This window comes from Nocardiopsis sp. TRM 82005 (assembly GCF_056312425.1).
In genome coordinates this window covers 117,492-139,369 of sequence record NZ_JBWDTQ010000011.1, presented here as the reverse complement: position 1 = coordinate 139,369, position 21,878 = coordinate 117,492, and the positions used below count along the sequence as shown (strand labels likewise).

Annotated in this window: 24 protein-coding genes, 1 tRNA gene and 1 pseudogene; 4 read left to right on the top strand and 22 right to left on the bottom strand. The window is 70.8% G+C overall.

Annotated features, from left to right (window positions below; translation table 11 throughout):
- Positions 1-111: 111 nt before the first annotated feature.
- The 15 genes and pseudogenes from AC0T5L_RS08290 to dacB form a co-directional block, all read right to left on the bottom strand.
- A complete protein-coding gene (locus AC0T5L_RS08290; RefSeq protein WP_476164806.1) occupies positions 112-354 on the bottom strand; it encodes a hypothetical protein in 243 nt (80 codons plus the stop codon).
- A 625-nt stretch (positions 355-979) separates the two neighbouring features.
- On the bottom strand, positions 980-1,219 hold the full coding sequence (locus AC0T5L_RS08285) for a chaplin family protein (RefSeq protein WP_476164805.1): 240 nt from the start codon (positions 1,217-1,219) through the stop codon (positions 980-982).
- Positions 1,220-1,463: 244 nt separating this feature from the next.
- Positions 1,464-2,906 (bottom strand): PH domain-containing protein, encoded by a 1,443-nt coding sequence (locus AC0T5L_RS08280; RefSeq protein ID WP_476164994.1) that lies wholly within the window; start codon positions 2,904-2,906, stop codon positions 1,464-1,466.
- 297 nt (positions 2,907-3,203) lie between these two features.
- The gene (locus AC0T5L_RS08275) at positions 3,204-3,650 is read right to left on the bottom strand and encodes a PH domain-containing protein (RefSeq protein WP_476164993.1); all 447 of its coding nucleotides are present in this window, start codon (positions 3,648-3,650) and stop codon (positions 3,204-3,206) included.
- A gap of 254 nt (positions 3,651-3,904) precedes the next feature.
- A complete protein-coding gene (locus AC0T5L_RS08270) occupies positions 3,905-4,396 on the bottom strand; it encodes a DUF3180 domain-containing protein (protein WP_476164804.1) in 492 nt (163 codons plus the stop codon).
- A complete protein-coding gene (gene folK / locus AC0T5L_RS08265) occupies positions 4,396-4,935 on the bottom strand; it encodes a 2-amino-4-hydroxy-6-hydroxymethyldihydropteridine diphosphokinase (RefSeq protein WP_476164803.1) in 540 nt (179 codons plus the stop codon). Before folK ends, AC0T5L_RS08270 begins: the two co-directional genes overlap by 1 nt.
- Positions 4,936-5,045: 110 nt before the next feature.
- A pseudogene (gene folB / locus AC0T5L_RS08260) lies at positions 5,046-5,408 on the bottom strand (dihydroneopterin aldolase); the annotation flags it as partial.
- Entirely contained in the window at positions 5,401-5,850 is a 450-nt protein-coding gene (locus AC0T5L_RS08255) for a nuclear transport factor 2 family protein (protein WP_476164802.1), read from the bottom strand. The pseudogene folB and the gene AC0T5L_RS08255, both read right to left, overlap by 8 nt.
- Positions 5,847-6,752, bottom strand: coding sequence for a dihydropteroate synthase (gene folP / locus AC0T5L_RS08250; RefSeq protein ID WP_476164801.1), 906 nt, complete (start codon positions 6,750-6,752; stop codon positions 5,847-5,849). Before folP ends, AC0T5L_RS08255 begins: the two co-directional genes overlap by 4 nt.
- A gap of 234 nt (positions 6,753-6,986) precedes the next feature.
- A complete protein-coding gene (gene folE, locus AC0T5L_RS08245; protein WP_476164800.1) occupies positions 6,987-7,586 on the bottom strand; it encodes a GTP cyclohydrolase I FolE in 600 nt (199 codons plus the stop codon).
- Positions 7,583-9,586, bottom strand: coding sequence for an ATP-dependent zinc metalloprotease FtsH (gene ftsH, locus AC0T5L_RS08240; RefSeq protein WP_476164799.1), 2,004 nt, complete (start codon positions 9,584-9,586; stop codon positions 7,583-7,585). The genes folE and ftsH overlap by 4 nt, the downstream gene beginning before the upstream one ends.
- A 272-nt stretch (positions 9,587-9,858) precedes the next feature.
- Positions 9,859-10,413: a hypoxanthine phosphoribosyltransferase gene (gene hpt / locus AC0T5L_RS08235; RefSeq protein WP_476164798.1), complete on the bottom strand. Its 555-nt coding sequence runs from the start codon at positions 10,411-10,413 to the stop codon at positions 9,859-9,861.
- A gap of 136 nt (positions 10,414-10,549) precedes the next feature.
- Positions 10,550-11,539: a tRNA lysidine(34) synthetase TilS gene (gene tilS / locus AC0T5L_RS08230; protein WP_476164797.1), complete on the bottom strand. Its 990-nt coding sequence runs from the start codon at positions 11,537-11,539 to the stop codon at positions 10,550-10,552.
- Positions 11,536-12,615 (bottom strand): zinc-dependent metalloprotease, encoded by a 1,080-nt coding sequence (locus AC0T5L_RS08225; RefSeq protein WP_476164992.1) that lies wholly within the window; start codon positions 12,613-12,615, stop codon positions 11,536-11,538. The genes tilS and AC0T5L_RS08225 overlap by 4 nt, the downstream gene beginning before the upstream one ends.
- A 100-nt stretch (positions 12,616-12,715) precedes the next feature.
- The gene (gene dacB, locus AC0T5L_RS08220) at positions 12,716-14,092 is read right to left on the bottom strand and encodes a D-alanyl-D-alanine carboxypeptidase/D-alanyl-D-alanine endopeptidase (RefSeq protein ID WP_476164796.1); all 1,377 of its coding nucleotides are present in this window, start codon (positions 14,090-14,092) and stop codon (positions 12,716-12,718) included.
- 76 nt (positions 14,093-14,168) lie between these two features.
- Here dacB and AC0T5L_RS08215 point away from each other — a divergent pair, with 76 nt between their 5' ends.
- On the top strand, positions 14,169-14,699 hold the full coding sequence (locus tag AC0T5L_RS08215; RefSeq protein WP_476164795.1) for an inorganic diphosphatase: 531 nt from the start codon (positions 14,169-14,171) through the stop codon (positions 14,697-14,699).
- A gap of 93 nt (positions 14,700-14,792) precedes the next feature.
- Here the strand turns inward: AC0T5L_RS08215 and AC0T5L_RS08210 are convergent, their stop codons facing one another.
- A complete protein-coding gene (locus AC0T5L_RS08210; protein ID WP_476164794.1) occupies positions 14,793-15,035 on the bottom strand; it encodes a hypothetical protein in 243 nt (80 codons plus the stop codon).
- A 536-nt stretch (positions 15,036-15,571) separates the two neighbouring features.
- On the opposite strand from AC0T5L_RS08210, the gene AC0T5L_RS08205 reads away from it, so the two are divergent.
- A complete protein-coding gene (locus tag AC0T5L_RS08205; protein ID WP_476164793.1) occupies positions 15,572-16,138 on the top strand; it encodes a cupin domain-containing protein in 567 nt (188 codons plus the stop codon).
- Positions 16,139-16,160: 22 nt separating this feature from the next.
- On the opposite strand, the gene AC0T5L_RS08200 is transcribed toward AC0T5L_RS08205, so the two are convergent.
- On the bottom strand, positions 16,161-16,550 hold the full coding sequence (locus tag AC0T5L_RS08200) for a hypothetical protein (protein ID WP_476164792.1): 390 nt from the start codon (positions 16,548-16,550) through the stop codon (positions 16,161-16,163).
- 37 nt (positions 16,551-16,587) lie between these two features.
- On the bottom strand, positions 16,588-16,806 hold the full coding sequence (locus tag AC0T5L_RS08195) for a hypothetical protein (protein ID WP_476164791.1): 219 nt from the start codon (positions 16,804-16,806) through the stop codon (positions 16,588-16,590).
- A 152-nt stretch (positions 16,807-16,958) separates the two neighbouring features.
- On the opposite strand from AC0T5L_RS08195, the gene AC0T5L_RS08190 reads away from it, so the two are divergent.
- Together AC0T5L_RS08190 and AC0T5L_RS08185 are read left to right on the top strand one after the other, a co-directional pair.
- Entirely contained in the window at positions 16,959-17,792 is an 834-nt protein-coding gene (locus AC0T5L_RS08190; protein ID WP_476164790.1) for an exonuclease domain-containing protein, read from the top strand.
- Between the two features lie 160 nt (positions 17,793-17,952).
- Positions 17,953-18,108, top strand: a complete 156-nt coding sequence (locus AC0T5L_RS08185; RefSeq protein WP_476164789.1) for a hypothetical protein — start codon at positions 17,953-17,955, stop codon at positions 18,106-18,108.
- A gap of 111 nt (positions 18,109-18,219) precedes the next feature.
- On the opposite strand, the gene AC0T5L_RS08180 is transcribed toward AC0T5L_RS08185, so the two are convergent.
- From AC0T5L_RS08180 to AC0T5L_RS08165, 4 genes are all read right to left on the bottom strand, one after another.
- On the bottom strand, positions 18,220-18,564 hold the full coding sequence (locus AC0T5L_RS08180; protein WP_476164991.1) for a hypothetical protein: 345 nt from the start codon (positions 18,562-18,564) through the stop codon (positions 18,220-18,222).
- Positions 18,565-18,701: 137 nt separating this feature from the next.
- Positions 18,702-18,774, bottom strand: a tRNA-Thr gene (locus AC0T5L_RS08175).
- Between the two features lie 86 nt (positions 18,775-18,860).
- The gene (locus AC0T5L_RS08170; protein ID WP_476164788.1) at positions 18,861-20,414 is read right to left on the bottom strand and encodes an alpha/beta hydrolase; all 1,554 of its coding nucleotides are present in this window, start codon (positions 20,412-20,414) and stop codon (positions 18,861-18,863) included.
- Between the two features lie 213 nt (positions 20,415-20,627).
- Entirely contained in the window at positions 20,628-21,800 is a 1,173-nt protein-coding gene (locus tag AC0T5L_RS08165; RefSeq protein WP_476164787.1) for a DNA polymerase III subunit delta', read from the bottom strand.
- Positions 21,801-21,878: the final 78 nt, after the last annotated feature.

The window sequence follows — 21,878 nt, the reverse complement described above, 5'->3', positions numbered from 1 at the left end:
GCGTCCGTTGAGGGTGGTGGAGGGCGACGGGAGAGCTCCGCGCCGCAGGCGTCCGTTGAGGGTGGTGGAGGGCGACGGGCGGGCGGAGCAGGGCTCCGAGGAGAACACTCCCTAGTTCTGGATGATCACCCCGTGGTTGACGCAGGAGCCGAGGGACTTGCCCATGACCGCGTTGGAGTTGCCGCAGCCCGTGTTCTCGTTCTCGATGCCGTTGATGTAGGCCAGGTTGCCGCTGAGCTCGGACCCGTAGTTGTGAGTCCAGGTACCGGCGTGTGCCGCCGCCGGCGAGGCGGTGAGGAGGACCCCGGCGGAGGCGAGGATCACGGCACCGGTGGCGAGCGTCTTCTTGAGCACTACGCGTCTCCTTCTGTGTCCGGTCGGGGGGACCGCGCCGGACTGGTGGTTTTCGTCAGCGCCTTGGCGCGCCGAGACGAAGCTACCCGCGAAGAGCCCTCACTCACCCGCTTTGAGCTGGTGTCATTACGTTGAATACTACTAAGGACACGCTCCGTGAAGCCACTTCCCGGGCCGATCGGGACAAAGGTTCCGCATCCGCAGGAGGGACGAACGCGCAGCGTCACGGGCGAACGCGTTTCCAGTCAGGCACCAATGGGAGGTTGCGGCTGGCCGGGTCGGGCTGGAACCAGGAAGGGGCACGCGGGAAGCACGGCGGGGGTGGTCCGGCCGCGCGGAGGGGGACCGCCCCCCCGACGGAACATGACGAAGGCGCCACCCCGTCGTCACGGGATGGCGCCTCGCTCGAGGAGCTCACGGCCCCCATCCGACCCCGGGAACGCTGGGCCGGGTTGTGTGGGCTGTTCCGCGTTCGCGTCCCTCAGGCCGCCTCTCGCCGCTGCCGGTGACGCTTGCGAGGCCAACCACGGCCGCGTCGCGCGCCGCGCCCCGCAGGAGGCGGCCCGGCGGGCCGCTCACCCGGGTCGGCCTCGCCGGTGCGGGCGAGGGCGGCCAAGAACGGTTCCTAGTTCTTGACGGTGGCGCCGGAGTCGACGCAGGCGGCGCCGGCGTTGCCCAGAACGGCGATGGCGTTGCCGCAGAGGTTGATCGGGACGTCCAGGTCGGCCACGAGCTGGTTGCCGCCGAGGATCGATCCGTTGCCGGAGGTGAAGACGTCGCTGTTGGCCATGGCCGGAGAACCGGTGAACAGGACACCCGAGGCGGCGGCGACGATGGCACTGGCGGCGAAAGCCTTCTTCAGCATGTGTTTCTCCCGTCAGACCCGTTGGCGGGGGGGCGCCAACCGGTCGATAACGTTGCGATGTGTATGACAGCGAACACTCCTCGTGTTCGGCCACCATTTAGCCATACTCAACCGCTCCGTGTGACCAGAATGCCAAAGCGTTTCGCGCCCGCCACCGGGAGTTATCACCTTCAGTGAGCACCCATGTCCGACATGTGAACCATAACTGGAAGCACTTTGACCTCTTAATGTGACACACGCCACATCAGTGCCCGGGGGTGTCCCCGGGGTTCTCCGTCCCACCCTCGACAGGGGTGTCCGGCGTGCCGGTTTTCCCGGTTTCCGATTCCCCTGGCTCCGGTCCTCCGGGTTCGGGACCTTGGACTTCCGTTTCCGCGGAACGGGGGCGCTGGGGCCCCTCCGAGCGCCCCTCCGGCCGGGCGGGAGCGGATCCGGCGTCTCCGGGCCGACGGGACAGGGTCGACCGGGTCGCCCAGCGCTCGGTGCCCGCCGCGGGCACTCGGGCCCGGCGCCCGTGTTCCACCAGCGCGTCCAGGAAGCGGCGCGCCTCCCCCGCCTCGCGGCCGGAGGCCTTCGCCCGGACCGGCCCCGGGGGCGTGTCCACGTCCACCGCGATCCGGCCGGTGAAGCGGGACAGCGGCCCCGCCACCAGGCGCACGGCCTGTACGCGCTCCACCGGGACGATCTCCGTCACCAGGCAGAACAGGCCGCGGGTGCTGACGAACAGGCGCTCGTCCACTCCCACCATGCTCGGCACCGGGCTGCGGTTGGGCACCAGCGGCACGTACGCCGCCTCGCTCTCCGGGAAGAGCTCGTTGACCAGCGCGAAGGCCCTGCGGCGCGGTGCGGCGGGCAGCAGCGTGGCCGAGTCGCCCTGGCGAGCGCCCGCGTACCCGGCGACGTTGGCCTCGACCCGTGCCACTCCCAGAGCACGCCAGAGCAGGGGCTCGACCACGCGGACGGCCTGCACCCGGCCCGGCGGGACCGTCTGCATGCGGCGCTGGAACATGCCGTAGCGCAGCCGCAGGCCGTCGGAGGACAGGGAGGCGTAGTAGTCGGTGTAGCGGGTCAGCGGGCCCCAGAAGTAGCGCAGCAGCCCCAGGGTGAGCGGCAGCAGCGCACCGAACACGCCGGGCTCGCCGAAGACCGAGCCGGCCGTGGCGAGCATGAGCAACAGGATGAAGGACAGCAGGATCGGTACGCGGAAGGTGAGCGCACCGAGCAGGAGCAGGAACGGCAGACGGTAGAACGGCCACTCCGGCGCCTCGGGCGAGCGCCCGGGGAGCCCGGCGGCGTGCGCGAGGATGGCCACCCGCATGCGCTCGGCCAGGTTCCGTGGCAGGTAGCGCAGCCGGATGGCGCTCCCGTCGCCGCCCGCCATCTCGATGCGGAGTTCCGCCATGCCGAAGACCTGCATGAGCAGCGGCCGAACGACGTCCACCGCTTGTAGACGGCTCAGTGGGACCTCGCGCGAGCTGCGCATGACGAGGCCGCTGTGGACCACCAGATGGTCCTCGCGCAGGCCGAAGGTGCCGTACCACCAGGCGGGCAGGGCGTAGGCGAGGGTGCCGAAGGCGACGGCCACCGTCATCAGCACCACCCAACCGAGACCGAAGGTGTTGAGGATCGGGCCCACCAGCGCCACGAAGACCAGGGTCACCGCGATGACCTGGAGCGGGATGATCATCCAGTGGGACCGGTACACACCGGTGGTGACGTCGGCCTCGGGCCGGGGGCGCACGACGGGCGGCGGCCGCCATCCCACGGACGGGGGCAGGAGTGTGGGCACCTGCGGGGGCGGCCACGGGGATCCCACGGGCCCTCCGGGGGCTCCCGGAGGCGGTCCCCCCTGTGGGGCGCCGTGATGGCCCGGTGGCGGCGTGGGCCGGTCCGGCTGGTGCTGCGGTCCGGGCGGGCCGGAGCGACCGGCGGACGCGTCCCCGCGGTCGTACGGCTGTCCTGGCGGGTGAGCTGGTCCGTGCACTTACAACCCCGTCGAGAAGCTCTCACTGCGCGCCGCGAGCCGGTCGCGCATCTGCACGGCCTCCGCCAGCGGCAGCCCGACCACCCGGGTGTCGGCGGTGCTGGCGGCGGTGCGCACCTGAACGGTGGCGATCCCCAAGGCCTGTTCGAGGATGTCGGCGGTAACGTCCACGACCTGCATACGGCCGTAGGGGATGACCACCAGCTGCCGGACGAACACCCCGTAGGTGAGGTAGAGCTCCTCCCTGGCCTCTGTGTAACCCCACGACCGGCGGAAGAGTCCGGCCAGCACCCAGCCCACGACGAAGGCCAGTAGGGCGAGCGCCGCCCAGGCGGCGGCCCAGGGCCAGGAGGCCCACACGAACAGCAGCGGGGCGCCTCCGCCACCGACGATCAGGCACAGGGCGCCCACCACGATCCTGCGATACCAGGCCAGAGCGGGCGACACGCGGTTCCAGGAGGATTCCGCGGGTGGCGCGAACACGGCGTCGAGCGGCCGTGGCGGCCCGTCCGGCTGGGTCCGTCCGTCCGGAGAGGCGGGGCTCGGCGGCGATGTCGGGTCACTGGTCTCCACGAAGCCAGTCAACCATCCGCGGGCAAGGGTCCGCCGGAACGGCTCGGCGCGGGATCGGAATCGGACGAAAGATTGCTTTCCCGCTTCTTTCCGGCGCTACGCGGTGAAGACACCGGAACTAGGAACCTCTAGGTGACACCCGGCGGATCGTCATCGTTCTCGTCATCGTCGTCGGGGACCCGGCAGGCGTACTCCAGGGAGAGGGCGGCGGCAAGCAGCAGACCCGCCGACAGCGCCGTGCCCAACGCGGTGAGGAACACCTGCCAGTGGGTGGGCAGCACCAGCGTGTCCGACACCGACAGCGCCATCCCAGCGAAGAAGCCCAGTGCCAGCGAGGAGAACAGCGCGCTGGCCTTGGCCAGAGCGACCAGCCGGGCGGCGCTGAGCGGCTGGATCGGCTCGGTACCCGGGTCCCGACGGATACGCCGCCGGGTCCGCCCGGCCGTGTAGCCCTCCGCCAGCGCGAGCAGCAGCAGGGTCGGGATCGCCGACCACGGCAGCGGCGGCAGCCCCGCCAGGGAGTTGGTGAGCAGCACTCCCAGGAGGCCGCCGACCACCGCCAGCAGCGCGGGGCCCCGCCACCCGGTGGGGCGCAGCCGCCCCTCGTCCTCCTCCGACATCAGCGCCGGTCCTCCTCGCCCGGCAGACGCAGGCACAGATCCCCGCGTCGGCGCAGCTGCTGCTCGTCCCCGCCGTCCTCCGCCGTCACCGACGCCAGCAGGCCGGCGACCGGGCCGCGGCCGGGCAGCTCCGCGAGGGGATCGGTGTCCACCCACGGTTGGAGCACGAACGCCCGCAGGTGCGCACGCGGGTGCGGGAGCGTCAGCTCCGGGTCGTCGTCGCGCACGTCTCCGAACGCGATGACGTCCACGTCCAGCGTGCGCGGGCCCCAACGGACCTCGCGGACCCGGTCGAAGGCCCGTTCCGCGGCCTGGGCCCGCTCCAGCAGGGACCGGGGACCGTCGTCGGTGTCCACGACGAGGACCGCGTTGAGGAAGGCGCCCTGTTCGGGTCCGCCCACGGGCGCGGTCTCGTAGACGGGGGACACCGCCACCGGGACCGGCGCGTCAGCACCGCCCAGCAGCGTGTCCACGGCGCCCTGGAGGGTCGCCATCCGATCCCCGAGGTTCGATCCCAGGGAGAGCACGGCACGGGTCACGTCCGCACCCGCCGTTCGTCCCGGCGCCCGGGATCCCCCGGCCCTCCCGGGTCTCTGGGGTCGCCGAGGTCTCCGGGCTCCCGCCGCGTCCGCGCTTCCCGTCCTTCGGACTCCGACCGGTCCCGGGTAACGGTGACCGCCACGTCCGTGAACTCGTGCTCGATGGGCGCAGACGGCTTGTGCACCGTCACCTCCGCCCTCTCGACCAGCGGCTCGGCCAGGCACTCCGCGGCCAGCCGTGCGGCGAGGGTCTCGATCAGGTTGACCGGCTCCCCCGTCACGATCGCGACCAGCCGGTCGGCGAGCAGGCCGTAGTGCACGGTGTCGCCCACGTCGTCGGAGGCCGCGGCCGGGGCGGTGTCCAGGTGGAGCACCGCGTCGACCACGAAGTCCTGGCCCTCCCTGCGCTCGAAGCCGAACACGCCGTGGTGGCCGCGGGCCCGCAGTCCGCTGAGCGCGACGCGGTCACGCATCGCCGGCCTCTCCCTCTTCATCTTCCTCCATCAGCACCGGCGAGGCGTGGTGCGACCACAGCCGCCACCCCTGGTCGGTGTGCACGAACAGGTTGGTGGTCACCACCTGGCCGCCCGCGACGAAGCCGGGGCTGTCCTCCTCGGCGGTCAGCACGTTCTCCTCGCATGTCACCATGGCGACCTCGCCGCCGACCCCGATGTGGGTCTCGGTGAGTACGTACTGGATGTAGGTGACGTTGGCCATGATCAGCGACCAGGCGCGCATGATCTCGGTGCGCCCGCGCAGCAGCGGCCAGCCGGGGTTCACGCACACCAGGTCGGGTGCCTCGTGCTCCTCCGCCCATACGCTGCGCATCAGGTCGATGTCGCCGTTCTCGATGGCACTGTAGAACTGCGCGTTGGCCTCGGCCACGCGCTCCATGACCTCCTGGCGGGACTTCACAGGCCGCCCCGCTCCACCGGCTCGGCGCGCCCCTGGTCCAGGCTGGCGCCCCCGTCGGCCCAGGCCGCGGCCACGCGCACGGCATCGGCGTTGGGACGTACGTCGTGAACCCGCACGGCCCACGCGCCCCGGTCCGCGGCCAGGGTGGTGACGGCGGCGGTGGCCGCGTCACACTCGGTGAACGGGCGGTCCTCGCCCTTGGGGTCACCGAGCAGACGGCTCAGGAAGCGCTTGCGCGACCCCGCCACCAACACCGGGCGGCCGAGTTCGTGGAAGCGTTCGAGGTCGTGGAGGAGCGCCCAGTTGTGGGCCTTCTCGGGGCGCTTGGAGAATCCCAGCCCGGGGTCCAGAACGATCTGGCCGGGGTCGACACCTGCACTGATCATGGCCTCCATACGGTCGCGGAGCTCCTCTAGGACCTCCTGGACGACATCCGTGTACACGGCACGGCTCTGCATGTCATGACTATGCCCACGCCAGTGCATCAACACGTAGGCAACGCCGGAAGAAGCCACGAGACGTGCCATGGCCGGGTCGGCCAGTCCACCGCTGACGTCGTTGACGAGGACGGCTCCGGCCTCCACGGCCCTCTCGGCCGACTCGGCGCGCATGGTGTCCACGCTGACGGGCACGCCGCGCGCGGCGAGTTCGCGCACGACCGGCTCGACCCTGCGCAGCTCCTCACCAGAGGAGACGCGCTGCGCGCCGGGGCGGGTGGACTCACCGCCCACGTCGATGATGTCGGCGCCCTCCTCGACCAGGCGCATCCCGTGCTCGACCGCCCTGTCGGGATCGAACCAGGCTCCGCCGTCGGAGAAGGAGTCGGGGGTGACGTTGACTACCCCCATGACCAGGCACCGCCCGAGATCGGGCAGGCCCGGAAGTGTGTGTTTCGGCCCCATAAGGATCACCCTACGCTTACGCCGAAGGGCCGGGAGCGTGTCCCCCGGCCCCTCCTGGGAGTGTTCGCGACGCCACCCGTCCACAGGCCGTGGACGCCCCTGGCGGGCGGGTGCCGCTGCGGGGTCTCATGGATAAGGGGGTCCCACCCCCCGCTGGCACCGTGCTGCCCTCGTTCCGCACGGGGCTCCGGCCCGGTGCCCCCTTCCGACCCTTCCCACGGGGCCCGGCAGCCCCTACCGGCGGTCGAGGATCAGGCTCATCGCCTCGGAGCGGGTCCGGTCGCTGCTGCGGAAGATCCCCCGAACCGCGGAGGTGACGGTCTTGGCCCCGGGCTTGCGCACCCCGCGCATGGTCATGCACAGGTGCTCGGCCTCGACCACGACGATCACACCGCGCGGCTGGAGGTGGTCCATGATCGCGTCGGACACCTGCCCGGTGAGCCGCTCCTGCACCTGCGGGCGGCGTGCGTACACGTCCACCAGGCGGGCGAGCTTGCTCAGGCCGGTGATACGGCCGTCGGCGCCGGGAATGTAGCCCACATGCGCCACCCCGTAGAACGGCACCAGGTGGTGCTCGCACGTGGAGTAGAGCTCGATGTCCTTGACCAGGACCATCTCCTCGTGGTCGGCCTCGAACACCGTGGTGAGCACGTCACCGGGCTTTTGCCCCAACCCCGCGAACTGCTCCTCATAGGCCTTGGCGACCCGCTCGGGGGTCTTGACCAGGCCGTCGCGGTCGGGGTCCTCTCCGATGGCGCTCAGGATCTCACGGACTGCCCGTTCGATGCGTGGCCGGTCCACGGATCTGGGCGGTAGTTCGTCGGCGCCGCTCACTCGTCGTCTCCCTCGATGCTGGTGGACGAGCCGGGCAGCCGTCCGTTGGTGGAGGAGGGCCGGACCTCGGAGCCGTTGAGCCTGGCGAGCTCCTTCTTCGAGTGCACCGGCGGCCGCTCGGAGGGCTGACGCTTGCCGTACCCGGTGTAGGAGCCGCGGTTCGGGCGCTTGCGCACGGGCGCGAAGATCTCCAGCACCTGGTCCTTGCTCAGGGTCTCCTTCTCCAGCAGTGCCACGACCAGGTCGTCCAGGACGTCCCGGTACTCGACGAGGACCTCGTAGGCCTCGTCGTGCGCGGACTCGATGAGGCGGCGCACCTCCTCGTCGATGATGGAGGCGATCTCCTCGGAGTACTCGCGTGCGTGCGACATCTCCCGGCCCAGGAACGGCTCGGAGTTGGACGAGCCGAACTTGCGGGCACCCAGACGCTCGCTCATCCCGTACTCGGTGACCATGTTGCGGGCCAGCGAGGTGGCCTTGTCGATGTCGTTGCCCGCACCGGTGGTGGGCTCGTGGAAGACGAGCTCCTCGGAGGCGCGCCCGCCGAGCATCATGGCGAGCTGGTCCATCATCTGCGAGCGGGAGGTGAGGAACTTGTCCTCGGTCGGTACCGACATCGTGTAGCCGAGGGCGCGTCCGCGCGGCAGGATGGTGATCTTGTGCACCGGGTCGGAGTTGGGCAGCGCGTGGCCCACCAGGGCGTGGCCGCCCTCGTGGTAGGCGATGACCTTCTTCTCCTGGTCCGACATCACACGGGTCTTGCGCTCGGGCCCGGCCATGACCCGCTCGATGGCCTCTTCCAGGATGGCGTGGGTGATGACCGGCTTGTCGCCGCGGGCGGACAGCAGCGCGCCCTCGTTGATGACGTTGGAGAGGTCGGCACCGGTCATCCCGGCGGTCTGGCGGGCGATGACCTGGAAGTCGACGTCGTCGGCCATGGGCTTGCCCTTGGCGTGGACCTTGAGGATGTCGCGGCGGCCGTCCATGTCGGGACGGTCCACGACGACCTGCCGGTCGAAGCGGCCGGGGCGCAGCAGTGCCGGGTCGAGGATGTCGGGCCGGTTGGTGGCGGCGATGAGGATGACGCCGCCCTTGACGTCGAAGCCGTCCATCTCGACCAGCATCTGGTTGAGGGTCTGCTCGCGCTCGTCGTGCCCGCCGCCCATACCGGCGCCGCGGTGGCGGCCGACCGCGTCGATCTCGTCGACGAAGATGATCGCGGGTGCGTTGGCCTTGGCCTGCTCGAACAGGTCGCGCACCCGGGAGGCGCCGACACCGACGAACATCTCGACGAAGTCCGAACCGGAGATGGAGTAGAACGGCACCTCGGCCTCGCCGGCGACGGCGCGGGCCAGCAGGGTCTTACCGGTTCCGGGAGGGCCGAACAGCAGCACGCCCTTGGGGATCTTGGCACCCATCGCCTGGAACTTGGCCGGGTTCTGTAGGAACTCCTTGATCTCGTGGAGCTCCTCGATGGCCTCGTCCGCGCCCGCGACGTCGGAGAAGGTGTTCTTGGGCGTGTCCTTGGTGATGAGCTTGGCCTTGGACTTGCCGAAGTTCATCACGCGTGAGCCGCCGCCCTGCATCTGGCTGAAGATGAACCAGAAGATGACGATGATGATGATCAGCGGCAGCAGGCTGAACAGGGCGGTGGTCCAGACGGGCGTGGTGGCGACCGAGACCTCGTAGGACTCCAGCGCGGTGTCCTCGCTGTCCAGGGAGGTCTGGAGCATGTCCGCCAGCTGCAACCCCTGGCCCTCGACCCAGTACGCCTCGTAGATCTCGTCGTCGACCGTGGTCAACACGATGCGCTGGTCGCGGTCGACGATTTCGGCGTTGTCCACCTGGTCCTGCTCGATGAGCTGGTGGACCTCTGAGATGTCGGCCTCTTCGGGCTGAGGGCCGCCACCGACGTCGAACACGCGGAAACCGATAATGAGCATGAGGCCGACGGCCAGGATCCAGATCCACGGGCCGCGGAAAAAGCGCTTCAGATTCATGTGAGCGAAACCCTGTCGGGTCCGTCCCTCCTGACCAGGCCGCCCGCCCCAGAGGACTTTCCGAAGCAGGACCTAACGGACACGTGGCTCCCCGGGATATAGCCGGGATATTCGACGGTACACCTCGCCCCGCCGGGCGGACGCACCGCGCGGGAACGGACAGGAGCCGTCATGAGAGCAACGACAGCGCACCGCCGTGTGTTCCCGGTGTCGGAACCCCGCCCGTTCCTGTGAGCCCCTCAGAGGGAGCCTCACGCGCGGCGGCACCGAGACTAGTTCTCGTAGACGTGCGGTGCGAGAGTGCCGATGAAGGGCAGGTTGCGGTACTTCTCGGCGTAGTCGAGGCCGTAACCGACGATGAACTCGTTGGGCAGGTCGAAGCCGGTGTACTTGACGTCGAGATCGACGTCGAAGGCCAGCGGCTTGCGGACCATGGTGCAGACCTCCACCGAACGGGGACCGCGCGACCTCAGGTTGCCGATCAGCCAGGACAGGGTCAGACCGGAGTCGATGACGTCCTCGACGATCAGGACGTCGCGGTCCTTGATGTCGGTCTCCAGGTCCTTGAGGATGCGGACCACCCCGGAGGACGTGGTCCCGGCCCCGTAGGAGGAGACCGCCATCCAGTCCATGGAGACGGGTGTGTGCAGCACGCGTGCGAGGTCGGCCATGACCATGACCGCGCCCTTGAGCACGCCGACGATGAGCAGGTCCCTATCCGCGTAGTCAGCGTCGATCCGCGCGCCCATCTCCTCCAGACGCGTCTTGATCTCTTCCTCGGTAACCAGGACCTTCTCCAGGTCCTGGCCCATGTCCTTAGCGTCCACGCTCATGTCCTCGCTGCTGGATTCCCCGCTTGCGGCAACCAGGATAAACGTGCCGAACACGGCAACGACGCCGGAGCGGGGTCCCACCTTCCGAAACGGCGCGTCAGCGGGCGTGACATGCCGGAGGTACGCGGCATCAGCGATCGAACCGGATCCGGCCCGTGACACGGCGACCGCGGACGCCGCCGGGCAGGTCGATGTGGGACTGGCCACGCCACTCGGTGACCAATCGGTCCAGCTCACGCACGTGCCGGGCGGTCAGCGCGCCGGCCGGGCAACCCGCGGCCAGCGCGGCGCGGCGCAGCACCCGGGTACGCAGAGAGGCCGGGGCCGCCTCCAGGGGCGCCACCGCCAACTCCGGTCCGACCGGGTTCCGGGGCGCTTCCCCGGTCGCCTCGGTGTACAGCCCGTCGGCGAACAGGTCCAGGGTGTCGGCGTCGGCGCGCAGCATCCCGGCCGTGCGGGCGAGGGCGGCGGCGATCCCCGGACCCAGCGCCCGTTCCAGGGCGGGCAGCGCCTGGTGGCGCACCCGGGACCGGGCGAAGCGGGGGTCGAGGTTGTGCGGGTCCTCCCAGGCGTCCAGACCCATCCGTTCGCAGGCCTCGCGCACGGTGGCGCGGTCCATGCCGAGCAGAGGGCGCAGATAGTGGCCGGTGCTCGGGGCCATTCCCGCCAAGGAGCGGGCCCCGGATCCGCGGGCCAGGCCCAGCAGGACCGTCTCGGCCTGGTCGTCGAGGGTGTGGCCGAGCAGGACCGCCGCCGGTGCGTGGTCGGCGACCGCGCCGTCCAGCGCCTCGTAGCGGGCGTACCGGGCTGCGGCCTCGGGTCCGCCTCTCCCGTTGACCTCCACGGTGCGGACCAGGACCGGGTGGAGGCCGAGTCCGTGCAGGACCTTGGCCACCGACTCGGCGCGTTCGGCCGAGCCCTCCTGGAGCCCGTGGTCGACAGTGACCGCCCCGGCTGCCCGGCCCGCACGCGGCGCCTCGAAGGCCACCGCCCCGGCCAGGGCCAGGGAGTCGGCGCCACCGCTGCACGCCACCAGCGCCGTGGTGTCGGCGGGCAGGGCGGACAGTGCACGCCGCACCGCCGAGCGGACGGCGGCCACGGCGGGGGGCGGACCGCTCACTCGGTGATGGCGGTCTGGCGCACGACCCGGTCCATCCAGGCGGTGGGGTTACGGATCTCCGCCAGGGTGGGCAGGGTTTCGCGCGAGGTCCAGACCTTGTTGAACTCGGTCATACCGACCTCGGCCACCACCGCGCGGACGAAGGCGGCGCCCTCCTCGTACTGGCGCATCTTCATGTCCATGCCGAGCAGCTGACGCATGACCCGGTCGATCGGGTTGGCCGACCCGCGGCGCTTCTGGAAGCGGGCTCGGATGGTGGCGACCGTGGGCACCACGTCGGGCCCGACCTCGTCCATGACGAAGTCGCCGTGGCCCTCGGCGAGGCTCATGACCGCGGTGACCCGGTCCATGATCTCCCTCTGCTCCGGGCTCTGGATGGCGGTGATGAGGTTGCCCTCGCCGCCGCGGACGGCGTCGGCGACGGCCTCGCCCGCGGACCGCAGCCTGCTGATGAGGTCGCCGGCGTCCATCTCCGAGGACAGGAGCAGCTCCTGCATGAGCTCCTGGACGTAGCCGCGCAGCCACGGCGTGGCCGTGAACTGCATGCGGTGGGTCTCCTCGTGCAGGCACACCCACAGGCGGAAGTCCCGGGAGTCGACGTCCATCTCGCGTTCGGTGTTGACGATGTTGGGCGCCACCAGGGTCATGCGGCCGGTCGGCAGGCTGCCGTCGGGGCCCGGTGGCAGGAAGAGTTCGTACTGGCCGAGGACCTTCCCCGCCAGGTAGGACAGCACCGCTCCAAGCTGCACACCGGTGATCCGGGAGCCGACCGCGGTGGTCAGGTTCCCGGCGGGACCGCTGTTGAGCCGGTCAGCGCCCATTTGTTCGAGCACGGGTTCGATGACCACTCGGAACCCGTCGACGTTGGCTCGAATCCAGCCGGGGCGGTCCACGATGACCGCGGGGCCCGCTGGTTCGAGGGGGTTCATTCCGGTGAATTCGCGCACATGCCCGGCCGCCACGGTGGAAAGCTCGCGCAACTGCGCCACGGCCTGCCGTGCGTCGGACAGGTCCACCTGGGGCCCAGGGCGCACCAAGCGGACACCGGTGTTGACGGCTACGTCCCAGTCGATCACAGTCACACCGCCACCCTACCCACGCAGCCTCGGAGGGCACGGGGATCAGGGTCGCAATTCCGGGTGCTTCCAGGGTTCCCCTGAGAACGGCCGGGCACGGTCAGGAGCAGCCGCACCGGCTGAGCGCGGCGGCGAGGAGATCCAGGCGGAAGCCCTCGGCCATCGGGTGGTTGGCCATGAAGGCGAAGAAGAACGTGTTGCCCTCCTGGTCGTGGACGCTCCCCGCCAGCGTGCTCACCCCGTTCAGGGTGCCGGTCTTGCCGCGCACCAACCCGGCGCCCTCATGCGCGGACGAGTGCTCGGAGTAGCGGCCCGCCTTGGCCAGTGTGCCCGTGGAGTTCGCCGTGGGCAGTCCCGTGATGGCGGCGTTCAGCTCGGGGCGCTCGCCGCTCGCGGCCAGGTCCAACAGCTTCACCAGGGCACGCGGCGTGATCTCGTTCTGCGGGCTCAGGCCGCTGTTGTCGGCCAACTCCACCCCGTCGACGCCCAGGCCTTCCATGACCCGGTGGGTGGCCGCCGCCCCGCCGTCGAAGGAGGGCTCCTCGCCCATCTCGATCGCGGCGATCCGTGACAGCGACTCGGCCATGTTGTTGTCGCTGGCCAGCATCATGAACTCGACCAGGGCCGACATCGGAGCCGAGTCGACGCTCGCGACGGGTTCCCCGACGGCCTCGGACTCGACCGGAGGACCCTCGACCGCGATCCCCGCCTCCTCCAGCTGCTCGGCGAAGGCCTCCGCGGCGGCCAGCGGCGGATCCGTCACCCGCGAGCCGTAGCCGCTGGCGCCCGGGGAGCGGCGCCCGGAGTCGATGAGCAGCGCGTGGACCGTGGCGGTGCTGCCCTCGGTGACGTAGGTGGGCTTCCAACCGGGACCGGTGTCCGGACCGGTGAACAGCGAGTCGTCGTAACCCAGGGAGACGGTGTCGAGCCCCTGCTCCGCCAGCGCGTCCTCGGTGCGCTCGGCCAGCTCCTCCAAAGTGGCTACCTGCGGGTAAGATGTGGGTTCCGCGGTCGCGGTCAGTGTCACGTCGCCCCCGCCGCGCAGCACCACCCGGGTCTCCCCGGGATCGAGGTAGGTCTCGGTGCGCAACACGTGGTCGGGGCCGACGGTGTCCAGCGCGGTGACGGCCGTGGCGATCTTCGTAGTCGACGCCGGGGTCACGGGTGTGTCCGGATCCCGTTCGAAGAGGGTTTGGCCGGTAGCCCCGTCGATGACGTAACCGGAGAGGCCCTCCTCGATCCCGGAAGCCGACATGGGATCATCAAGGATGTCCGCGATCCGTTCCGGGTCCGCCGGAGTCGAGGCCGCGGGTTCCGCCGCCGCCACGCCCTCGGCGTCCGTGACCGGTTTGGGCACCGCGGGAAGCGGTCGGGCCTCGATCATGTCGAGGGCGACGAACCCGGTGACCAGCACGAATATGTTGAGCAGGGCCAGCGCGAGGAACGCCTCGCCTCGTACCCGTCGCACCCGGGGCACCTGCCCTTCCTTTGGTGTCGCGGCCTGACGTTGTAGTTATACGGCGACATTAGTCGCATTGGGAGCCGAGATCAGCATGGAATTCGACGTTACGATCGAGATCCCCAAGGGGGAGCGCAACAAGTACGAGGTGGACCACGAGACCGGCCGCATCCGTCTCGACCGGATGCTGTTCACCTCCACGACCTACCCCGCTGACTACGGGTTCATCGAGGGAACCCTCGGCGAGGACGGCGACCCCCTGGACGCCCTCGTACTGCTCAAGGCCCCTACGTTCCCGGGCTGCCTCATCCGGGCCCGTACCATCGGCATGTTCCGTATGCGTGATGAGGCCGGGGGCGACGACAAACTGCTCTGCGTCCCGGCGACGGACCCGCGTCAGGAGCACCTGCGTGACATTCACCACGTGAACGAGTTCGAGCGCCTGGAGATCGAGCACTTCTTCACGGTGTACAAGGACCTGGAGCCCGGCAAGTCCGTGGAGGGCGCCACCTGGGTCGGCCGCCACGAGGCCGAGCAGGAGATCGTGGCCTCGGTCAAGCGTGCCGAGGAGGCCGGAGCGCACGGCGACCCCTCGCACATCTCCGACCTCAAGAGCGACAAATAAGCGCCGACCACACGTGTCTCGGTGTTGCGACGACGGCCCGGCGGGGACACCCCGCCGGGCCGTGGCGTACGCGGGCCCGGGATCCCGGAAGGCTCAGTCCCCGCTGGAGGGGTGGCGGCGCTCCGGATCTCCGGGAGCGCCCGGAGGCGGCTCCGGACTCGGCCGCCCCTGGGTACGGGCGCGCAGCCACAGCAGCACGAAGGTGAGCACGGCCAGGACCGTGACCAGCACGGCCGCCTCGGGGCCGAGGAAGCCGAGCGCCATCACCCCGGCAGCCGTGACGACGAGCGCGCGAACCAGCACACGCGCCCACAGTCCCGGTGCCTCGGAATTCAACTGCACCTTCTGGGAACGGATGCCATAACGGCCCCTCCTGTCACTACGGCTGGGAGGATGCCTTTTCCAGCGGAGCCGCACACCGTACTCGGGTTCCACATGTCACCACCGCGGAGCGCCGCCCGCAACACGCCGGGAGGCGCCGGGGGGGGTGGGGCCGACACGCGGGATCGCCGGACCATCGCTTGACTCCTCCCGGACTTTGCTGGTCTCCTTACACCCATGTATCCGCGCACCCGCACCGATGCCATGGCTCGTACGGCCCCCGGGGCCTCCAGCCGCCTGGCCCGTGCGGCGTGTCCGTGTTGTCGTCACTGAGCCGTCCGGCGTTCGCATACGCCACCGCTCAGCCGCGTGCCCTTCCGCGCCGCCCGCTTCAACGCGCGCGGCCCGGCCGTGAGGCACATCCCGCAGGGTGATCTCCGTCCGCGCGCACGTGCGCGCGAAGGCCCCTGCCGCCCCGGAGCGCCGGGGCCTCCAGACGACATCCGCGCGCTCTCGTTCCCGAGCGCGCACACGTGAAGGATCCTCTCACGATGCCTCAGCGCACTCTCGCCAGCACCGCCGTACTGCCTGCCCGGGAGACCGTCACCGCCCGGCCCTCCGCCCGGATCGCGAACGTCTCCCCCGAGGGGATCGGCGACGTGGTGGACGCCGGACGTAGCTCCGGCTACGCCCACCTGGGCGAGCGCCGCCTGCCGACCGTCGGGCGCCTGGTGGCCGCCGCCCGCGGTGCCGCGGCCGCCCTGGACAGGCCCGCCCTGTGGCCGCACCGGCGGGGGCACTGGCAACTCGCGCCCCGCGTCGCCCGGCGCCACGCGAGCGGTCGGCTCCGCGTGGCCGCGGTGTCGCTCGAACCCAACAGCTTCGTGTCCGGACCCGCTCCGCGCTCCGCCCGGCCGCACGGCATGGAGGTGCTGTATCTGGTCAGCGGCCGCGCTCACCTGATCACCTCGGCCCCCGACGGGCAGATGCGCTCGGCGTCGGAGCTCTCCGCGGGCCGGGCCCGGGTTGTGGGGGCGACGGGAGAGCCTGGACGGGGCGGTCACTTCCTGGTGAACACGGGTGAGGAGGTGGCCGTGGTGGTCCGGGTGACCGCCTGAGCGTTCGACCGGGCGCGGCGGGTCACCCATCCGCGCCCCGTCCGGCGGCGGCCGCGCGCAGGGCGGCGTCGACCGCCTCGACCGACCTGAGGACCCCCGCCATACGCCGCCCTTCGGCGAGGTAGGCGTTCATCACCTGGTCGAGGGCGTGCGGGGGCAGGTGGTCGCGCAGGTCGATCCGTGCCGTGCGGTACCCCTCCCGAGCGGCCTCCAGCGCCGAGGAGACGTACTGGCGGGCCAGCCGGGAGAGGGCGACGGGATGCCGCCGAAGGACGCCGTGCAGCCGGTAGTCCGCGGGCACGTGGTCGAACAGCCACACCAGGGCCGTCTGTTCGAAGGAATCCGACCCGGGCGGGTGGACACTCGCGGGCCAGTCCGGCGTCAGCGACTGATCGGGCATGCCTCCCAGCATACCTCTTGTTCGAAAAAGTGTTCGAGGCGGCTGCGGGTCACTCCACGCTCCCCGAGGGCTCGGACGTGCCGCCCTCGGCTGACTGCCGTCTTTCCAGTTCCACCCTGATCGCCTGTTCCGCGGCGTCCACGGCGGCACGTGCGGTGATGGCGTTCGTGTGTGCCCGGTCCAATTCCTCGAGCAGGATGCAGTCGAAGGAGACCCGGGCGTCGTGGACGGCGGCTTCCAGTTGACGTGATGCCTCTTCCAGACTCATGTCTCTCCCTTCCCCAGAAGTCAGCACTTGCACACACCGGTCACGTGTGCCTCCGCTCGTGTTCATATCCGGACTGTCACCGGACCGTTCTACGATGTTCCTGAATCGCCGCTGCTCATGGCAGTGTCGACCATCCGCCCCGAGAGGAACCCATGCGCAACCGCTACCCCGGGACATGTACCGGCTGCCAGTCCGTCGTCGGCGTTGGCGAGGGTGCCGTCGTCAAGGAAGGCGGCCGCTGGCGCACCTACTGCGCCGAGCACGAGCCGCGCCCGACCCCTCCCGCCCGGGGCGGCCACCTGGGCTGGCACACCACCCATCTGCTGGGTTTCGACTCCGAGACCTCCTCCCGGGACCCCGACACCGCCTTCCTGGTGTCGGCCGCGCTGGTGGACCGCGAGGGCAAGTCCCTCACCTGGCTGGTGGACCCCGGCCCCCGGGAGATCCCGTCGGAGGCCGTCGCCATCCACGGGATCAGCACGGAGCGGGCCCGCGCCGAGGGGCGCCCGGCCGCGGAGTGCCTGGAGGAGATCAGCCAGGCGCTGGTCGACCACCTCTCCGCCGGTCAGGGGCTGGTGGTCTTCAACGCCCCCTACGACCTCCGGGTGCTCTCCGGCGAGCTGGGACGGCACGGGCTGCCGTCGCTCCCCGACCGCTTGGGCGCTCCCCCCGCGCCGGTGGTGGACCCCCTGGTGATCGACCGGGGCGTGGATCCCTACCGCAGGGGCAAGCGCAACCTGGGCGCCATGTGCGAGTACTACGGAGTGGAGCTGACCGACGCCCACACCGCGTCCGCCGACGCCTCCGCCGCGCTGTCCCTGGCCGAGGAGATCGGTGCCCGGCACCCGGAGCTGGCCTCGGCCAGTCTGGCCGAACTGCACCAGCGACAGATCGACTGGTCCCTCGCCTTCGCCCGCAACCGCCAGGAGTGGCTCGACCGCAGCAGGCCCGGCCACGGAACCGTGGTGGACGGCACCTGGCCCTGAACCCCGCCGACAGGCGGGCTGCCAGGCCCGCACAGCTCCGTGTCGCCCGGCTGAACCGGCACCGCGACAGGAGCGTCCGCCTTCCGAACGGCCCATGTACGTGCGACTCGTCGCAGAACGGGTAGGTATCCTGACCGAACGTACATACTCAGGAGGCGACATGGTCTACTTCATCCTGGTGCTTCTGGCGATATGGCTGATCCTCACCATCGTCGGCATGGTCGTCAAAGGACTGCTCTGGCTCGCCGTCATCGGCGCCGTCCTGTTCGTGGCCACCGCTGTGTGGGGTTGGTTCCAAAACCGGCAGCGCGCCTGAGGACCCGGCGAAACGCGCGGCCTCCGCCCCGTCCGTGACACGGCCGGGGCCGTCGGCGTGCCGGGGCGACCCGCGCCGGAGCCCGGAACCGTACTGTCGGGCCCGCGGCCCTCAGGGGTTCAGGATCCGGTCGTCGCCACCGATCTCCGCGACGATCCTGCGGGCACGGACCTCATCGACGTCGATCCGCCCGCACACCATCCGCACCGCCTCCTCGCCCTGTCCCAGGGCGACCAGGTCCCGGACGCGCACACACAGCGGCAGCGGCAGTCCGTCGGGCTCCCGGGGCGCGGGAACGTACCCGCCCACCTGCGAGTACGACTCCACCGGCGGCCCAGGACCCGGGGGCTCCGCTGCCGTGGCTCTTTCATCCATACGGGCGGAGAGCCAGCGCAGCACGTAGGAGCCACCGCCGAGCACGAGGACGGACCCCGACAACGCGAACAACATGAACATCAAGCTCATATCGTGCGCCTACCCACGTTTCCGGCAGTACACATCCGCGGGCCGACACGTCGGAGGATCGTCCGGTGGCTAACAAGCCCTTGAAACGCCCCAGGCCCGCCCGGATGACCGGGCGGGCCTGGTGTCGGAGCCGCCTGTCGGAATCGAACCGACGACCTATTCATTACGAGTGAATCGCTCTGCCGACTGAGCTAAGGCGGCGCGACGCCGCGTGTCACACGCGGCGAAGCGGTCACCAGTCTAGCGCCTCCGCGGAGTGCCGGATACACACCCGCCGAATGCTCCCGTCAGGCGCAGGCCATCCCGTCCTCGGGCACGGCGAGGTCGATCAGGTAGGTGTCCACGATCTCGTCGACGCACTGGTCGCCCATCCGGTAGCCGGTGTGACCGTCACCGTCCCGGGTCACCAGGAAACCCGAGTCCAGCTGCTCGGCGAGCGCCTCGGACCACGCGTACGGGGTGGCCGAGTCCCGTGTGGTGCCCACCACCATGACGGGGTCGGCACCCGCACCGCTGAGCTCGGCGGTCGGGGCCACCGCCTCCTCCGGCCAGTACGCGCACGGCAGCGCGCCCCACGCCAGCGTGGGCCCGAAGATCGGCGACTCCTCACCGGCCTCGGCGGCGGCGTCGGCGTAGGCTCCGACGTCGCGCGGGCTGGCGGAGTCGGAGCAGTTCACCGCGATGAGCGCCGCGGTGGAGTTCTCGTAGGCGGCCGGGTCGTCACGCCCGTACAGGTCGTCGGCGAGCTGCATCAGCACGGTGCCGTCGCCGTTCTCCATTCCGGTGGTGAGGCCCTCGCGCACCCGCGACCACCGGTCCTCGGCGTACAGGGCGGAGAGCACGCCCAGCTCGGCGCGGGCCCGGTTGACCTCGCGGGCGTCCATGCTGTTGGACAGCGGTTCCTCGGCGGCGTCGGCCAGGAAACCGCTCAGGGTCTCGATACCGTCGTCCACGCTGTCACCGGACCCGCCCAGCGGGCACTCCGACCGGTCGAGGCAGTCCTCCACGAAGGACCGCAGGGCGGTCTCGAAGCCGGTCGCCTGCGCCACGCTGAGGTCGAGCTGCCCCTGGCCGGGGTCCACGGCGCCGTCGAGCACCAGGGCACGTACCCGGTCGGGGAACTGCTCGGCGTACTGGGCTCCGATGTGGGTGCCGTAGGAGGCGCCCAGGTAGGTGAGTTGCTCGTCGCCGACCAGGGCGCGCAGGATGTCCATGTCGCGGGCGACGTTGGCGGTGCCCATGTGCAGCATGAGCTCGGGGTCGTTGGCCTGGCAGGCCTCGACGAAGCCGCGGCTCTCCTCCTCCAGCTCCTCCAGCTCCGCATCGGTCACCTCGGCCATGTCGCCGTCGCCCTCGACGCTGTCCGTCCCCCCGAGGAACTCGTCGATGCCCTCGGCGTCCAGACAGGTCAGCGGTGAACTGCGCCCGACCCCGCGCGGGTCGAACCCGACCACGTCGAACTTCTCGCGCACCGCGTCGCTGACGATGTAGGGGGCGTGGTCGGCGAAGTCATACCCGGAGCCGCCCGGGCCGCCGGGGTTGACCAGTAGGGAGCCGAGGGCGTCGCCGCTCTTGGCGGGGAGCCGCTTGACCGCGATCTCGACGCGCTCGCCGTCGGGGGCGTCGTAGTCCAGGGGCACCTCATAGGTCGCGCACTCGGTACCGGGCGTGCCGCTGTCGCACTCGCCCCAGGCGAACTCCTGCTCGGAGAAGCCGGCCAGTCCGCCCGATGCCTCGGGGACGTCCCCCTCTCTCGGCGACTCCTCCTGGTCCGCCGTGCACGCCGTCGCCGACAGCACGACCCCGGCGAACACTGCCGCCCACGATCCCCGAACCCTCATCCCCACCGGCGTCCGCCCTCTCGCTTCCGGCCGACCATGGTCGGCGTGTGTCAACGCCGCACCATTCTCCACGAACGGCGCGGCCTCCGGGCCCGAGGGACCGTTTCCGGCGGTCACTCGGCTGCTCCAGGCCCCGCGCGGCCTGGCCCCCACGCCCTCTCGGCCCTTCGTGCCGCCGCGAACCCCGTGAGGCGGCGGGGCCGGGCGTACCGGCTATCCGGCCAGGAGGGCTGAGGTCATGGCCTCCATGGCGATCTGGGGATGCACGTTCGCGGCGATGCGCTCACGGCACTCCATGATGGCGTCGATCCGGCGCAGCGTGGACTCGGGTGTGCTGGCGCGCGCGACGCGCTCCAGGTCGCCGGAACGCTCGGCGGTGGACAGCTCCACCCGGGCCCCCAGCTGCAAGGTGAGCACGTCCCGGTAGAAAGCGGCCAGATCGAGCAGGGCCCGGTCGTAGGAGTCGCGCTTGGTCCGGGTCGCGCGGCGCTTCTGCCGCTCCTCCAGATCCTTCATCGCGCCCGCCGAGCCGCGCATCGCCTTGGCTACGCCCCTGCCCGTGGAACCCTCACCGAACGCGGCTTTGAGCTCTCCCTTCTCCTTCTCGTCGAGCGCCGTGGTGAGGGCCTTGGACTCCTCCTCGGCGATCTCGTAGAGCCGTGCCGCGTAGGTGACGCACGCGCCGAGCCCGTCGAGCCGGACCGGGATGGACAGCACTTCCTCCCGGCGTCTGCGCGCCTCGGGGTCGGTGGCCAGCTGCCGGGCCCGGTCGATCCGCCCGGCGGCGGCGGAGGCGGCCGAGCGGGCGGTGCCGGCGTCGATCCCGTCGCGCTGGACGAGGGCCTCCACCAGCTCCCGGGTGCTCGGTGCGGTCAGGGTGACCAGGCGGCAGCGGGAGCGGATGGTGACGAGCAGGTCCTCGGGTGTGGGCGTGCACAGCAGCCACACCGTGCGCGGGGAAGGCTCCTCCACCGCCTTGAGCAAGGCGTTGGAGGCGGCCTCGGTGGCACGGTCGGCGTCCTCGAACAGCACGATCCGAAACCGCCCGCCAGAGGGCTTGGAACCCGCGCGCAACACGAGGTCGCGGGTGGCGGCCACGCCGAAGCTCAGCCCGCTGGGCCGCACGTACAGCACGTCGGGGTGGGTCCCGGCGAGGGTCTGGTGGCAGGAGTCGCAGTGCCCGCAGCCGCCGTCGGCGCACTGGAGGGCCGCGGCGAAGGCCCGCGCGGCCTCCGAACGGCCGGAGCCGGGCGGACCGGTGAACAGCCAGGAGTGGGTCATCCCGGTGCCCCGCCCTCCGGCGACGAGGTCGGCGGCGCCGGCCACGGCCCGCTGGAACCGGCCCACCGCACCCTGCTGACCGACGAGGTCGTCGAAGACCGTCACTCTTCCCCCTGGGAACCACCGCTGTTGTCTGAACCTTCAGGATAGGAGCCGGCACCGACGCGCGGGCCGTTGTCCACA

Coding starts and splice junctions, on each gene's coding strand:
- AC0T5L_RS08285 (WP_476164805.1), bottom strand. CDS start 1,219: ATGCTGAAGAAGGCTTTCGCCGCCAGTGCCATCGTCGCCGCCGCCTCG.
- AC0T5L_RS08280 (WP_476164994.1), bottom strand. CDS start 2,906: ATGATCATCCCGCTCCAGGTCATCGCGGTGACCCTGGTCTTCGTGGCG.
- AC0T5L_RS08270 (WP_476164804.1), bottom strand. CDS start 4,396: ATGTCGGAGGAGGACGAGGGGCGGCTGCGCCCCACCGGGTGGCGGGGC.
- folP (WP_476164801.1), bottom strand. CDS start 6,752: ATGGGGCCGAAACACACACTTCCGGGCCTGCCCGATCTCGGGCGGTGC.
- ftsH (WP_476164799.1), bottom strand. CDS start 9,586: ATGAATCTGAAGCGCTTTTTCCGCGGCCCGTGGATCTGGATCCTGGCC.
- AC0T5L_RS08215 (WP_476164795.1), top strand. CDS start 14,169: ATGGAATTCGACGTTACGATCGAGATCCCCAAGGGGGAGCGCAACAAG.
- AC0T5L_RS08205 (WP_476164793.1), top strand. CDS start 15,572: ATGCCTCAGCGCACTCTCGCCAGCACCGCCGTACTGCCTGCCCGGGAG.
- AC0T5L_RS08200 (WP_476164792.1), bottom strand. CDS start 16,550: ATGCTGGGAGGCATGCCCGATCAGTCGCTGACGCCGGACTGGCCCGCG.
- AC0T5L_RS08195 (WP_476164791.1), bottom strand. CDS start 16,806: ATGAGTCTGGAAGAGGCATCACGTCAACTGGAAGCCGCCGTCCACGAC.
- AC0T5L_RS08190 (WP_476164790.1), top strand. CDS start 16,959: ATGCGCAACCGCTACCCCGGGACATGTACCGGCTGCCAGTCCGTCGTC.
- AC0T5L_RS08185 (WP_476164789.1), top strand. CDS start 17,953: ATGGTCTACTTCATCCTGGTGCTTCTGGCGATATGGCTGATCCTCACC.
- AC0T5L_RS08180 (WP_476164991.1), bottom strand. CDS start 18,564: ATGTTCATGTTGTTCGCGTTGTCGGGGTCCGTCCTCGTGCTCGGCGGT.
- AC0T5L_RS08170 (WP_476164788.1), bottom strand. CDS start 20,414: ATGAGGGTTCGGGGATCGTGGGCGGCAGTGTTCGCCGGGGTCGTGCTG.